Here is a 14605-nt window from a genome sequence, read left to right on the forward strand (position 1 = left end):
ACGGCGGCGCTGCAGCTGGGAGCGGGGTTAAGCGTGCCGGTGGGAACGAAGGGAACCATCTACGTGAACGGGAACGCGGACATCCGTGACGGGTCCAGCGCGCTGAACGGAAGCGTCGGCTACCGCTACGACTTCTAACAAGAAAGAAAACACAAGGAGGGGGGGCCACCCCCGAAAGGCCTTCCTCCTGACCCTCCAGAGCCGCTCCGGAACAACTCCGGAACGGCTCTGTTGCCTGAGGAAAACCCCTGGGGGCGGCCCGGATGGGTCAAAAACAAAACAGCGGCAAGGAAAAAATACGCCGTCCCCACGGAAGCAATGGCCCTTTTTCCCCTCGTCCCCTCCCGTGAAACGCCTCATCCTCTCCTCAAATCTGTAAAAACGCGCCAAATGTTTCCGGAAGCCCTCTCCGCTGTCCGGAGCCGGAAAAGAACGGAACGCGAGCAATAGGGCCTTTTTTATGCGATTTCAGCGGTTTTCCATTCCAATACCGCTTCCGCCCGCAGTTCATCTCCGTGCATGAGGTGGTGGGAGGTGAGGGAGTCCCTGAAGAACAGCAGGGATTTCATGGAATCTCCCGCATGGGTTTCTTTTCTGAAATGCAGGTGAATTCCCGTCAGTTGGTGGTTCTTTAGCCAGGAGTCCGGAAGGGAGTCCAGAGCCCAGACCAGATAGGCGGCATTGTTGATGTGGCGGTTGAAATCCGTATCCCGGCGTTCCGCCGTCCATTCCCTTATCATCGGCAGAAGTCCTGAAATGTCCATGGATACCGGAGCCACCGTTTCTTTGCATGGGGTATCCGGGAAAGAGCTGATGTGCCTGTTTAATGGCACAGGACGCCTGCGGCGTATATCAATGACAGCCCACAGACAGCTTGCTGCAACGATGCAGTTGCCTTGGGCATCCCTGATTTCCAGGTTGCGGCGCGCCAGCAGAGGCGTTTCCTGGGCCGTCCAGGTTCGGAGTTCCACCGTTTCCTTCCACCGAGGAAGGCGGCTGACGGCCGCATCCAGGCGCACTTCCACCCATGCCAGGCTGCGGGACGTTACGAAATCATAGCCGAAACCCAGGCAGGAGGCATGGGCTTCCGCTATTTCCTGAAACCAGTGCAGAACCGTTTCCGGTTTCATCAGGCCATTCGCACCGCTTTCGTAAGTGCGGACGGTTGCCTGAACGGAATAGATTTCCTTGTTGCTGGCATATTCCATAACATCTTATGTTAGCGGAGGCGTTCTTTCTGAGCCAGTCAAAAACGGGTAATATCCGGCTGTTTGGCATGCCGCCCCCCGGTAAATGAATGGCTCCGTAATTTCCGGGCTGCCTGCCTTGGGGAGCGGCATGCAATGGAAATCCTTTCAGCAGCCGCTGAGGTTGACTTACCTTATTTCTAGAGAGTGCTCCGGAAATAGGCGATGGTCTTTTCCAACCCTTTTTCCAGCGTAATATGAGGCTTCCACCCCAGCTTTTCTTTTGCCAGCCGAATATCCGGTTTGCGCTGGGTCGGGTCGTCCAAGGGCAGAGGGCGGAATACTGTTTTGGAAGAAGATCCTGTCATTTCAATGACTTTTTCCGCCAGTTCCAGCATGGTGAATTCCTCTGGATTACCCAGGTTGACCGGGCCGGAAAAACCTTCCGTATCCATCATGCGCACCATTCCCTCCACCAGGTCGTCCACGTACTGGAAACTCCGGGTTTGTTTGCCCGTTCCGTAAATGGTGATGTCTTCCCCCTTCAGCGCCTGAACGATGAAGTTGGAGACAACTCTTCCGTCGTTGGGGTTCATTCGCGGTCCGTAAGTGTTGAAGATGCGGATGATGCGAACGTCCACCCCGTTCATGCGGCGGTAGTCCATGAACAGGGTCTCCGCGCATCTTTTGCCTTCGTCATAGCAGGAGCGGACGCCCACGGGGTTGACGTTTCCCCAGTAGGTTTCCGGCTGGGGATGGACCATGGGATCACCGTATACTTCGCTGGTGGAGGCCTGGAGGATTCTGGCCTTGCACCGTTTGGCAAGGCCCAGCATATTCAGAGCTCCCAGCACGGAGGTTTTCATTGTGTGGATGGGGTCAAACTGATAATGGGGAGGAGAGGCGGGGCAGGCCAGGTTGTAGATTTGGTCAACTTCCATGACATAAGGAACGGTAACGTCATGGCGTATTACTTCAAATCCGGGATAATCCGTCAGGTGGAGGATGTTTTGTTTGCTGCCCGTGAAGAAGTTGTCCATGCAGATAACTTCATGGCCTTCCCTGAGAAGCCGTTCGCTGAGATGGGAGCCGATGAAGCCGGCGCCTCCGGTAATCAAAATCCTTTTGCTCATGATGGCATGTCCATGCGTTTGTTCGTTCCGCCGCGCCGGAAGGGAAGCAAGCGGAAAGTTTTCCCCAGTCCATGCGTTGCGGTTCAATGTCACATATCCGTCACGGGAAGGCAAGCGCATAGCATCCCGGACGGGATATTACAGGGATGTCCGGGAAAGGCAGGGGGTGAACCAGGAAGGTTTTTCCGTACGGACCGGGAGGCGAATTCCGGTTGGTTCCCGGCTGTCCCGCTGGCAGGTTCAGGATTTGGGAATCGTCAGCAGAAAGCTGGCTCCCCCCAAGGTGCCGAATTCCAGTTTCAGGTCTCCCCCCAGGGAACGTGCCGTGTCCCTTGCCAGCGCCAGCCCCAGGCCTACGCCGGGTTTCCGGCTGTTGGTAGCGTCTTTTGTGCGCCGGAAGGGCTTGAAGACAAGCTTGCGGTTTTTCGGGGAAATTCCTGGGCCGTTGTCGCGGAAGCGGATGACGATGTTGTGGCGGTCCGCCTGGACGGTGAGCTGGACTTTGGCGTTTTCCCCCTTGGCGTATTTAATGGCGTTGGAAGTCAGGTTGTCCATAATCTGCTCTACGGAAACGGCATCCGTATGAATAGGAAGGATGCGGATGGGCTGGGCCAGGGCAAAGGAGAAGCTGATGTCCGCCTCCCGGAGGCGGCGTTCTATTTTTTCCGCAATGGGTTCAAAAAGCTCCTGGCAGGTGAGCGTGTCCCGCGCACGTCGGATGGCGTTCCGCTGAAGACGGGAGTAGGAGAGCACGTTTTCAATCAGATGTTCCAGCCGGCGGCATTCCCGCTGCATGTTGGCGTAGTATTCCGGCTTTTTCTGTTCCGGCACCATGCCGTCTTCCAGCATTTCCGTGTACAGGGAGAAGGACGTGAGGGGCGTCCGGAGTTCATGGGTGACGGCGGAGACGAAGTCCCCGCGGCGCTGTTCCAGGCGGAAGGTTCCCAGCATGAGCCAGATGACCCCGGCCGCACCCAGGAGCACCATGCTCCAGATGAGGGTGAGCGTCCAGGTCAGCATTTTTTTGTGGTCCTGGAGAGGAACGGCTCCGGCGTCTCCCGGAAGGAAAACCAGGGGGGCGTTGGCAAAGGGGAGTGCGCCCGCCTGCCGGGTTTCCTCCGGGGGCGGGGAGGAGGGGTCGAAGGTTGCCAGGCGGCTGTGGGGAAGCAGCATCTTTACCTGGCCGGGCAGGCGTCTGTTCAGGTTGTCCATGTTCATCAGGGCTCCCTGTAAATAAATACCGCGGCTGGTATGCACCTGGCGCAGGATGTAAAGGTTCCCTCCGTCTTCCACGGGAACGAAGGAAGTGACGGTTTCCACTTGCGCCGGAGCGCCGGATGCCGTTGGCTCCGGTTCCGGAGGTTCATGCAGAATTTCATTCCGTATATCTGTCCAGAGGTTACCGCTGGACGGCACGGAGGTAAGGGAGGAGACCTTGCCGTTCAGCCGTTGGTAAAGGTCCTTCTGTTCATTCAGCCACGCGGCAAGCTCCGGGGGCAGAGCGGGGCCGGTCACGCGCCCGGCAGGGGAAATCTGAATGAAGGCTGTAACGTAGTCCGGCAGGTAGGCGGCAAGGTTGGAGCTACGGGCTGCTTCTCCGGGGGCCGGGGCGCCCATCCTCAGGTCATAGGGACGCTTGTAGGCGTAAACGGGCTGGTATTCAAAATAGCCGCGGGCCTGTTCGAACGTGATGAAGGCGGTCAGCAGGCGGTCCATTTCCAGCCTGGCTTCATGGGCCAGGGCTTCCACCCTGATGCGTTGTTCGGAATGGCCCGTTTCTTCCGCCTGCATCAGCAGAACATGGGTGAGCCATCCGAGCGTGCCGATGACCAGCAGCAGGCTGATTGCCAGCAGAATGATGCGTATGCGCCGGTTCACGGATCAGGAAACGAAAGATGAATTCCAGCGGTAGCCCTGGCTTCTGAGCGTCTCCAGAGGGGAGGCGGAGGCGGGGCCGAGCTTGTCCCGGAGGCGCATGACGGTCATTTCCACGGAGCGCGTATCCGTCAGGCGCGGGTCCACGTCCCATACGCGCCGGAGCAGTTCGTCCCTTGTGATAACGCGGTTGGGGTGGGTGGCCATGTAGGTGAGGAATTCGAATTCCCGCGCGGTCAGGGAGGTTTCCCTCCCGTCTTTAAAGGTGATCAGGCGGTTGGCGCTGTCCAGGGTGGCGCCGGGGATTCTGATTTCCCGGAGCTGGCGCGGCCGTTCCGGAGACCTGCGCAGCACGGCTTCGATGCGGGCGAGCAGTTCCCGGATGCTGAACGGCTTGACAATGTAGTCATCCGCCCCCAGCTTGAGCCCCTGCACGCGGTCTTCTTCCTCCCCGCGAGCCGTGAGCATGATGACAGGCGTTCCGGGGCGTTCCTTAGACATGACCTGCAGCACGTGGAAGCCGTCGGCGCCCGGCATGGCCACGTCCAGCAGGGCGAGGTCGAAATTGCGTTCCCGCACGGCGTGGATGGCGGCCAGTCCTTCTTCCAGCGCCAGCACCTCGTAGCCGGATGCGGTCAGAACATCCGTCAGAGCATGCCTGATGCTGTCGTCGTCCTCCGCAATCAGAATGGTATAGGCTGAATCACTCATCGTTTGATTCTATAAAACCACAATATTTCCCCTGTTGTATAGAGAAACCTGCGCCCTTTCAGTAACAATGCCATAACAGGCCGTCTTCCCGGGGGGGGCTTAGTGATGCCGGAGTTCCCGGAAGGGGGGAGGAAGGCTGCCGGAGGGAATTTCAATGGCCTCCATGGGACCGGGGACAATTCCTTCAAAGAACGGCGTACCTTTGTAGGAAAGGATGATTTTGGAATGCACCATGCCGCCCGTAGTCTGGCGCAGGAAATCCGCATCCCGGAAGACCAGGAGCGTCTTTCCGTTTTCCCCGGGTACAGGACGGCACTGGAAGTCGCCAAGCGGTGTTCCGTCAGCCGCCGTCATCTGGACGGGCAGTATATAGGCTTCCGAAAAAGAAGGAGCGTAAACACCCCAGAAGGAAGTGAGCGCCATAACGACGACGATCACGATGCCGACAATGATTTTCGTGGAGGTGGACATGCGGAGGGCGGTGTTCTGACCCGTACGTCCACCTCCGGTACGGTGGCCGTGCGGCGTCAGCGTTGTTGAAGCCATTCGGCGGCCTGGGGGGCGTAATACGTAAGGATCATATCGGCCCCGGCGCGCCGGATGGATATTAGAGTCTCCAGAACTGTTTCCCGTTCATCCAGCCAGCCAGAAGCTGCGGCGGACTTGATCATCAGGTACTCCCCGCTGACATGGTAGGCGGCTATGGGAAGGGTCACCTGCTTCCGCATGGCGGCCATAACGTCCAGATACAATGTGGCGGGTTTCACCATCAGGATGTCCGCACCCTCCGCTTCATCCAGCTGCGCTTCCCTAAGGGCTTCCCGGATGTTGCCGGGATCCATCTGGTAGGTTTTTTTATCCCCTTCCTTGGGCGCGCTCTCCAGAGCTCCGCGGAACGGCCCGTACAGAGCGCTGGCGTACTTGGCGGTATAGGCCATGATGGAGACATCGTCCAGGGCTTCGGAATCCAGGGTGGCGCGGATGGCGGCCACGCGGCCGTCCATCATGTCGCTGGGGGAGACGATATCCGCCCCGGCATCCGCGTGGCACAATGCCTGGCGGCAGAGAACCTCCACGGAATCGTCGTTAAGGATTTCCATCGTTCCGTCGGAGCGGAATTCCACTAGGCCGTCATGGCCGTCGGAATTGTAGGGATCCAGGGCTACGTCCGTCATGACGGTGATGCCCGGCACTTCGCTTTTGAGCGCGTAAATGGTGCGCGGGATGAGGCCGTCAGGGTTGCAGGCTTCGCAGGCGTCCGGCGTTTTTTTCTCATCCGGAATGGCTGGAAAAAGATCCAGCGTCCGGATGCCCAGATCCATCAGGCGCTTAGCTTCCTCCACCAGTCCCTTGACGCTCCAGCGCGTGCAGCCCGGCAGGGAGGGGATGGGCTGGTTCCCGGTCCCTTCATGGACGAAGACGGGATAGATGAGGTGTTCCGGGGAAAGGGAGGTTTCCCGGATAAGACCCCGGATGTTGGCGGATTTTCTGTTGCGGCGAGGCCGTATCGGTAGATTCATCATGGTGTGGTAATGAAAAGGTTTTTAGGAAGGCATGGCGTTCCGGGACGGATATGATCAGGGAGCCTTGGGGGCCTCCAGTTCCAGCGGCTGTTCCGCATCGGCCCCGGCGAGCATCCAGCCGCCGTCTGTTTGGATGAAGTGCAGGTTGTTGACGGAGAATTCATTTCCAACTGCTGTACGCACGCCGATGGTGGCCTTGATTCCGGCGCAGCCGTCTCTGGCGGCGGGAATATACGCCGCTTTGACTTCGGGAACGTCTTTTTCCCTTACCCTGGTGTGCGGGGTGGGAATCCTTCCCATGACTGTTTTCAATTGGGAGAGCGCGTCTTCAAATTCCTTCACGGAGGCGAAGTTGGACGGGGCCAGCATGCGCATCATGGCCAGGCTGTCCCGGTTCGCCAGGGCGCGGCCGGCGGCGGTTACGGCCTCTTCCGGCGTGGGAAAGGACAGCGGAGGATACGTCCGATGGAAATCCGCCATGATGCGGGCGGTGGTGGATTCGTCCGGTTTCAGATTCCAGGAAGCGAAAGCGTCCGTCAGGTTCATCTTGAAGACGGGAAGGCCGTCTGTGGGATCCTTGGTTTTTTCCAGCGCATAGCGGTAAATGAGAGCGGGTTTGTCTATGTCCGGCATGCTCATGCGCGGCGGCAGGATGGTCATGGCTCCGATGCTGTGGATGTCCTTGCCGTTCTTCTTCGCGTTGTTTTTATTGGCTTCCTCCTGCTGGTCTTCTTCACGGCTGTTCGGGGCCATCTGGTCGTCCGGATGGGGGCTCAGGGGAACCAGGATGGTATTCGGAAAGGTCATGAAGCTGAGGTGGGTAGGCTGGATATAGCGGTTTTCCTCCCTTCTGTCCTGGAGGCGCATGGCCTTGACCACGGGAATGAGGCGTGCGCTCTGGGTAATGGCGGATTCCGTATAATACGGGGAAACGAGCAGGGCGGCGATGAGGGCCGGGTCATCCCCCTTCACGGCCCGGATGAGCAGGTTCTTGAGTTCGTCGTCCGTTGTTCCCTTGACGTTTTCCTGGCGGAAACGCTTGATATGTTCCAGGGCGGCTTTAACGGCGGCTACGGAGTACTGGTGGGCGAGGCCGAAAATTTTCTTCTTGGCCTCCGAGGACAGTTTTTCTGCTTCTCCCCGGATGCGGTCGTCAAAGGGAAGGAATGTGTTGTCAAAGCTTCCGGGAGTCAGGGACGCCTGCCACCGGCCTTCTTTTTTCACCAGGGCCACGGCGGTGGCCGCATAAACGTACGGGTTGGCCTTGTCCGGCAGCAGGATGTAGGCCATTGCCAGGTCGCCTTCGGCAATGATGGAGTCTTCATCCACAAAGGGCGGACGTTCCGGGGCCGCTCCGGTGACATACCCTTGAACCGCCTCCATGCGGGAAAGGATGCTTTTCAGCCTGAGTTGGCTTACAAAGGGGGAAGTGGCGGGCAATGACTTGTACGGCTCGTGTTTCCAGTCCGTTTTTTCCTGAAGGGCGCGGAGCAGCAGTTTGGCCGCGTTCAACGGCGTGCTCTGGTCCGGAACGGGGCCCGTGGACGGAGCCTTGTTTTCCGCAGCCTGATCCATATTGATCCGGAAACGGACAGGAGCGCCCTCTGGCGGCTGGCCGCCCCGGGAAAACCCGCAGCAGAGGCAGAGGCAGAAAAGGGAGAGGGGGAGGATGTTCATGACCGCTGGCCGCCACTATGGCATAAACGGCTGCGGGTGTAAATCATTCGTTGGGAATGTTGACGCGGCTGTTGCCGCAGGGCGGACAACCCTGAACTCCGGGGAAAAGCGAACGAAAAGGGGGGAAGGATGCGTCCCGGAAGAAGAATCCGGAAGCCGGAGGAAAGGGCTTTTCCGCGGCGTTCATGCCTTGAATTTTCGGGAAGAAGGTCTTTTTGCATTTGCCAACAGCGTTTAAGAGAGGTTTACTGATGCGCGTATGTCCGAACACAAGGAAAGAAAGACTCTTGAAGAACGCCAACAGATGTCTGATTTGGAACGGCTGCGCCACTCCTGCGCGCACGTTCTGGCTACGGCCATTTGCCGCCTCTGGCCGGATGCCCAGCTGGCCGGCGGGCCTGCCGTGGATAACGGTTTTTATTACGACGTGGAGCTGGACCACCGCATCAGCACAGAGGACTTTGAACGCATTGAGGAGGAGATGAAAAAAGTGGTGAAGGAAAACCAGGTTTTCCAGAAGGAAGTCATTTCCCGCGCGGATGCCATGAAAATGGCGGAATCCGGGGAGCTGGGCGCCCTGGGCCCCCGCAGTGAGCCTTCCCGCTTCAAGATTGACCTGTTGAACGACATCCCGGAAGACGAGGAGATTTCCCTCTACCGAAACGGGGATTTTACGGACCTGTGCGCCGGTCCTCACGTGGGCCGCACGGGCAACTGCAAGGCATTCAAAATCATGAGCGTGGCGAGCGCCTTCTACAAGGGGGACAAAAACCGCCCCATGCTCCAGCGCATTTACGGCACCTGTTTCCCGAACCGCACCCAGCTTGACGAACACCTGGAACGGCTGGAAGAGGCGCGGCGCCGCGACCACCGCAAACTGGGCCGCGAACTGGGCCTGTTCTGCATTGACGAATCCGTGGGGCAGGGGCTCATCCTCTGGAAGCCCAAGGGGGCTCTTATCCGCCGTTCCCTGCAGGACTTCATCACGGAAGAGCTGGACAAGCTGGGCTACTCCCAGGTGTACACGCCCAACATCGGCAAGCTGGACCTGTACCGCACATCCGGGCACTTCCCGTATTACCAGGAAAGCCAGTACGCGCCTATCCCGGAACGGGACGCCATGGAAAAACTCAGCCAGGAGGGGGCTTCCTGCGCGGAACTGTTCAACGGCCTGGCCACCGGCACCATTGAGGGCTATATGCTCAAGCCGATGAACTGCCCCCACCACATCAAGATTTACGCGAATGACGCCCACTCCTACCGGGACCTTCCCGTGCGGCTGGCGGAATTCGGCACGGTGTACCGTTGGGAACAGAGCGGAGAGCTGGGCGGTATGACGCGCGTGCGCGGTTTCACGCAGGATGACGCCCATATCTTCTGCACGCCGGACCAGCTGGCCGGGGAAATCCGCCAGTGCCTGGGCATCGTGAAAACTATTTTCGGCACGCTGGGCATGACTGACTACCGCGTGCGCCTTTCCATGCGCGACCCGGAAAGCGACAAATACGTGGGTTCCCCGGAAAACTGGGACAAAGCGGAACAGGCCCTGCGGGAAGCCGCGGAATGGCTGGGGGCGGACTACAGCGAGGAAGCTGGGGAAGCCGCCTTCTACGGCCCCAAGATCGACTTCATCGTGCGCGACGCCATCGGCCGCGAATGGCAGCTGGGCACCGTGCAGGTGGACTACAACCTGCCGGAACGCTTTGACCTCCATTACACCGGAGCGGACAACAAGCCGCACCGGCCCGTGATGGTGCACCGCGCTCCCTTCGGCTCCATGGAACGCTTCACGGGGCTTCTGATTGAACACTTTGAAGGGAAATTCCCCACCTGGCTTTCTCCGGAACAGGTGCGCGTGCTGCCCATCTCCGACAAGGTGACGGACGTGGCCGCCGCGCATCGCGCCGCCCTGTCCGCGAGGGGAGTGCGCGTCACGGTGGACGAAACGCCGGATAAAATCGGCGCCAAAATCCGCAACGCCCGCCTGGACCGCGTTCCCTACATGCTGGTGCTCGGCCAGCGGGAGGCGGAAGACGGCACCGTCTCCGTCCGCCACCGGGACAAGGGGGATCTGGGGGCGATGCCCTTTGAGCAATTTGCGGACCTCGTGGCCCGGGAAATCGCGGAGCGTCATATTTCTCCCGTGATTTGAGTTGCCAAGTTATTCCTTTTAGTTTAGTAGTATCCGGACGTGCCAACCAAGCCAACGAAGAATAATGACGGAAATCGCCGCCGTGACCGCGGCGATCAGACTCGGATCAATGAACGGATTCGTGCGCCCCGCGTGCGGGTAGTGACTGCCAACGGCGACCAGCTGGGCGTCATGAACACGCGCGACGCGCTGGAAAAAGCCAAGGCTCTTGGTCTGGACCTGGTGGAAGTGGCCGGCAATGCCGATCCGCCCGTATGCCGCGTGGTTGATTACGGCAAGTACAAATACCAGCAGGCCAAACTCCAGAAAAACAACAAGAGCCGAACCGTCAAGCTTAAGGAAATCAAGCTCCGCATCGGTACGGATACCAATGACTATAATGTGAAAATGGCCCGTACGGAAAGCTTTCTGGATCATGGCCACAAGGTCCGTTTCCAGCTCCGTTTCCGCGGTCGTGAGAACGCCCACCAGGAGCTTGGCTACGATGTCTTCAACAAAGTCATCGCGGACATGAAGACCATGGCGCAGGTGGACCAGGCCCCGCGCCTGGCCGGCAACACCATGCACATGGTGCTTTCCCCGCTCCCCGCCCAGCAGCGCGTGAAGAAATTCACCGCCCACCTGGATAAGGACTTCGATTCCGAAGACTCCGCCTTTGACGCGGAAGACGACGAGTAAAACGGCATTTTTTCTTTTTCAGGCTTTCCGCCCTTATAAGGCGGAAAGCCTTTTTTACGGGAGAATGCTTTTCTATAGAGACCCGGGGAATTCTCCCGGAGGCACTGGAGGAATTGTTTCTTTCCGTTCAATGGGAATCTGGAAACCGTCTGGAACGCCTGGAGAAGGTATTGCTCCATTACGAGGCTGTGTTCTCCGCTTGGGATGAGAACAGACTGGCGGGGCTGGTAGCCGTCATGGATGACGGAACCATGACGGCTTATGTCCATTACCTGCTGGTGTATCCTAGGTACCAGGGATACGGTGTCGGTTCGTGGCTGCCGGGTATTTAAGCATCGTTCTCACTTCCTGAAGGGCAGGAATGGTTTTATTCCGGGCCGGACGCAGGAGGCTATGCGTTCTATTCCTCCTACGTTCGGAGAAATCGGGATGGAACGGGAAGAAGGTGAATAATATCTCAATTTTCTTTGGACATCCGTTTGCAGAAAGGCTGCATGCGGCACATGGTGGCGGTGCGCCAGAGCCATTCCAGGGGGCCGTACAGGAAATGGCTTAGCCAGAGGCGGCAGGCCCATGCCTGGAGGAGGAAGACGGCCACGGCCGCGCACAGGCATGGCCACGGTCCCATGTCCTGGGCCAGGCCCAGCCCCCACCCGAAGAAGAGGAAGGTGAAGACCAGCGTCTGGGTGACGTAGCAGGTCAGCGTGCATTTGCCGGCGCTGCTGAGCAGCCGGGTGGGCAGGGGAAGGCCGGGATGGGTGAACAGCAGGACGGCGGCGGAGACGAAAGCCGCGGTATAGAAGAGGTTTTCCCATGGGTGCAGGAGACGGGCTGCATCCGCTTCCAGAGGGGCGCCCAGCTGCGGGATGAGGTACAGGCGCATTGCCAGCAAAGCCAGGAACAGGAGCCCGGCCACGCCCAGCGTCCGCAGGAACAGGCTGCGTTTGTTGGGCGCGTCTTCAAAGGCGCGCCATCTGCCCGCCAGCATGCCCAGGATGAAGAGGCCCAGCGTCTGCCAGAGGCGGCCGCTGAGCAGGAAGAACTGCCATTTGCCCGCCTGGCCCTGCGTCAGGTTCCACAGGGCCGCCTGACCCCAGCTGCCGTGGGCGTACAGGAATTCCCGCGTGGGACCCGCAGCCGGGGAGCCCGTATGGAACCAGCCGGAGGAGTGGGGCCACCAGTCCGCCAGCCCGGCATGGTTCAACAGGTCCATAAGCATGACCGGCTGAATCAGGCACAGGGCGCAGAGGGTGATGAGCAGGGGAGTCCCGCATTTGTAGAGCATGACCAGGGCAAAGCCCAGGGTGCCGAAGAGGGTGAGGATGTCTCCGTCATAGAACAGGGTATGCGCCAGACCCAGCAGGAACAGGAGCGTCAGGCGCCACATGAAGCGTTTCCGGAAGTCGATTCCCTGTTGCTCCCGCCTGTCCAGCTGGATGAAGAAGCTGAGTCCGAACAGGAAGGAGAAGAGCAGGAAGGATTTGCTGACAAAGAGATGTTCATAGGCCCAGTCCGCCGCGCTGTTGGCCGCAGCCTGCCATCCTTCCGCCGGGGGCATGGGGAGATAGAGGTTGAAGTGGTCGTGCGTGTGGACGATGACGATGCCCAGCAGGGCCAGAGCCCGGAGGATATCCAGAATGGTGATGCGCGCGGCCGGGGGAGGCGTTCCGGCGGGAGTCCGGGCGGTCATGGCGTCAGCAGGGGCGGGAAAAGGATGGGAGAAGTTCCGCCGCGCGCCTCCTGGCCCATTGGTCCGCTTCCAGAATGGGGGCCAGTTCCCCGCGGGGATCCGCCGGGGTATGGTCGTCCATGACGGCCTCCACCAGTTTCCAGATGCCGGGGAAAGAGATTTGGCCGTGGATGAAAGCATTCACCGCCGCTTCATTGGCGGCGTTGTAAACGGCTGCCAGGGTGCTGTTGCCATTTCCGGCCCTGCGCGCCAGGTCCAGGGCAGGGAAGACATCCGTGCGGGGGGCCTCAAACACCAGCCGGCCGATTTCCGCGAAATTGAGCTGCTTCAGGGAGTTGGGAACGCGGTCCGGCCATGTGACGGCGTACTGGATGGGGAAGCACATGTCCGAGCTGCTCATCTGGGCCAGCACCGTGCCGTCCCGGTATTCCACCATGGAGTGCACGATGCTCTGCGGGTGGACGATGACGTCCACTTTTTCCATGGGAACGTCAAAGAGCCAGCGAGCCTCAATCATTTCCAGCCCTTTATTGAACAGGGTGGCGGAGTCTATGGTGATTTTGCGGCCCATGCTCCAGGTGGGATGCTTGAGGGCCTGTTCCAGCGTAACGTGTTCCAGGTCTTCCCTGTTCCAGGTGCGGAAGGGTCCGCCGGAGGCCGTCAGAATCAGGCGGGAGACGGCTTCCGGGCCGCCGTGGTTGCCGTTCAGGCACTGGAAAATGGCGTTGTGTTCGCTGTCCACCGGAAGCACCTGCACACCGGCCCGGCGGGCTTTTTCCATGACGATTTGCCCGGCCATGACCAGAATTTCCTTGCTGGCGATGGCCAGGTCCTTGCCTGCTTCAATAGCGGCCAGCGCGGGCTTGAGACCGGCGGTTCCCACGATGGAGATTAACACCATGTCCGCCTCCGAGAGCTGCGCCAGGCGGCACAGCCCTTCTTCTCCCGTTTCCACCTGCGCGCCGGGGAGAGCGCACGCCAGCTCGTCCGCTGCGGACGAGTCGAAGATGCATACGCTGCGCACGTTGAATTCGCGCGCCTGGCGGGCCAGCGCCTCCACGCTGGTTCCTGCGGCCAGCCCCACGATTTCCATTCTGTCCGGAATATCCCGGGCGACTTTCAGAGCGCTGGTTCCGATGGAACCGGTGGAGCCCAGGATGACGACGCGTCGTTTCTGCATAACGGAGAAGCATCATGCAAAAAATACGGTCCCTTGACAAGCCGGGGGGATGAAAATTTTCCCCGTGCCGCATGGGCCGTTTTCCCGTCAGCCCGGTTTTATTCCGGCGGGCCGGGGAAAGGCCGCCACGCGTTCGTGCCGCAGGCGGTTTGTGCCGTGGGTTGCTGCGTTCCTGCTGGCTTGTCAAGCAGGGAGGGCGGGAAAAGAGCGGGCCTGGAACGTGAAGGAATGTTCCGCCGCATGGAAAAGGGTTGTATTTTCCTCCGGAGGGCGTATAGGATGGCACGAATGAAGCGCATCGCCGTGTATGCCGGTAGTTTCGACCCTCTGACCAATGGTCATTTATGGATGATCAGGCAGGGCGCGAGGATGTTTGATGAGCTGATTGTGGCCATGGGCGACAATCCGGACAAGCGTTATACGTTTTCCCATGAGGAACGCATGGATATGCTGCGGGTGGCTCTTTCCGATATGCCGGATGTGCGCATTGCCGAGTTCCACAACCGCTTTCTGGTGGATTTCGCCAATGAACACGGGGCTACGTTCATGCTGCGCGGCATCCGTTCCACGCAGGATTACGAGTATGAACGCGTGATGCGCCATATCAATGCGGATATGGCCCCCAAGGTCTGTACGGTGTTCCTGATGCCTCCCCGGGATACGGCGGAGTTGTCCTCCAGCATGGTGAAAGGGTTGATTGGGCCGGAAGGCTGGGAGAGCCAGGTGAGCCGCTATGTCCCCCACAATGTATTCGCCATGTTGAAGGAGAAGTACCGTGAGGTTTTTCCGCGTTCCTAGC

13 protein-coding genes are annotated in these 14605 nt (G+C 59.5%); 4 read left to right on the forward strand and 9 right to left on the reverse strand.

Going from position 1 to position 14605, the window contains the following annotated elements:
* Positions 1-458: 458 nt before the first annotated feature.
* The 7 genes from BHW66_RS03250 to BHW66_RS03280 all read right to left on the reverse strand — a co-directional run bounded on the left by BHW66_RS03250 (position 459) and on the right by BHW66_RS03280 (position 8106).
* Positions 459-1208: an acyl-ACP thioesterase domain-containing protein gene (locus BHW66_RS03250; protein ID WP_046435629.1), complete on the reverse strand. Its 750-nt coding sequence runs from the start codon at positions 1206-1208 to the stop codon at positions 459-461.
* A 179-nt stretch (positions 1209-1387) separates the two neighbouring features.
* Positions 1388-2320 (reverse strand): UDP-glucuronic acid decarboxylase family protein, encoded by a 933-nt coding sequence (locus BHW66_RS03255; protein WP_046435825.1) that lies wholly within the window; start codon positions 2318-2320, stop codon positions 1388-1390.
* 240 nt (positions 2321-2560) lie between these two features.
* Entirely contained in the window at positions 2561-4198 is a 1638-nt protein-coding gene (locus BHW66_RS03260) for a HAMP domain-containing sensor histidine kinase (protein WP_102737561.1), read from the reverse strand.
* 3 nt (positions 4199-4201) lie between these two features.
* Complete coding sequence (locus tag BHW66_RS03265) at positions 4202-4906, reverse strand: response regulator transcription factor (RefSeq protein WP_102737560.1); 705 nt, start codon at positions 4904-4906, stop codon at positions 4202-4204.
* A 99-nt stretch (positions 4907-5005) separates the two neighbouring features.
* On the reverse strand, positions 5006-5452 hold the full coding sequence (locus tag BHW66_RS03270) for a hypothetical protein (RefSeq protein ID WP_128252726.1): 447 nt from the start codon (positions 5450-5452) through the stop codon (positions 5006-5008).
* Positions 5434-6426, reverse strand: a complete 993-nt coding sequence (gene hemB, locus BHW66_RS03275) for a porphobilinogen synthase (RefSeq protein WP_031931218.1) — start codon at positions 6424-6426, stop codon at positions 5434-5436. The genes BHW66_RS03270 and hemB overlap by 19 nt, the downstream gene beginning before the upstream one ends.
* A gap of 57 nt (positions 6427-6483) precedes the next feature.
* Positions 6484-8106 (reverse strand): hypothetical protein, encoded by a 1623-nt coding sequence (locus BHW66_RS03280; RefSeq protein WP_102739502.1) that lies wholly within the window; start codon positions 8104-8106, stop codon positions 6484-6486.
* A gap of 259 nt (positions 8107-8365) precedes the next feature.
* Between BHW66_RS03280 and thrS the strand changes: the two genes are divergently transcribed.
* From thrS to BHW66_RS03295, 3 genes are all read left to right on the forward strand, one after another.
* Positions 8366-10258, forward strand: a complete 1893-nt coding sequence (gene thrS / locus BHW66_RS03285; protein ID WP_102732460.1) for a threonine--tRNA ligase — start codon at positions 8366-8368, stop codon at positions 10256-10258.
* A gap of 39 nt (positions 10259-10297) precedes the next feature.
* Complete coding sequence (gene infC / locus BHW66_RS03290) at positions 10298-10936, forward strand: translation initiation factor IF-3 (RefSeq protein ID WP_012420765.1); 639 nt, start codon at positions 10298-10300, stop codon at positions 10934-10936.
* A 113-nt stretch (positions 10937-11049) separates the two neighbouring features.
* Positions 11050-11268 (forward strand): GNAT family N-acetyltransferase, encoded by a 219-nt coding sequence (locus BHW66_RS03295; protein WP_233465481.1) that lies wholly within the window; start codon positions 11050-11052, stop codon positions 11266-11268.
* Positions 11269-11393: 125 nt separating this feature from the next.
* On the opposite strand, the gene BHW66_RS03300 is transcribed toward BHW66_RS03295, so the two are convergent.
* Together BHW66_RS03300 and BHW66_RS03305 are read right to left on the reverse strand one after the other, a co-directional pair.
* Positions 11394-12626 (reverse strand): DUF418 domain-containing protein, encoded by a 1233-nt coding sequence (locus BHW66_RS03300; protein WP_046435617.1) that lies wholly within the window; start codon positions 12624-12626, stop codon positions 11394-11396.
* 4 nt (positions 12627-12630) lie between these two features.
* Positions 12631-13806 carry a 1-deoxy-D-xylulose-5-phosphate reductoisomerase gene (locus BHW66_RS03305; protein WP_102739501.1) on the reverse strand — a complete coding sequence of 392 codons (1176 nt, stop codon included), beginning with the start codon at positions 13804-13806 and terminating at the stop codon, positions 12631-12633.
* 288 nt (positions 13807-14094) lie between these two features.
* Between BHW66_RS03305 and coaD the strand changes: the two genes are divergently transcribed.
* Entirely contained in the window at positions 14095-14604 is a 510-nt protein-coding gene (gene coaD / locus BHW66_RS03310) for a pantetheine-phosphate adenylyltransferase (protein WP_022197972.1), read from the forward strand.
* Position 14605: the final 1 nt, after the last annotated feature.

The sequence above is a fragment of the Akkermansia sp. 54_46 genome, assembly GCF_001917295.1.
In the GTDB taxonomy this organism is placed as follows: Bacteria; Verrucomicrobiota; Verrucomicrobiia; order Verrucomicrobiales; family Akkermansiaceae; genus Akkermansia; species Akkermansia muciniphila.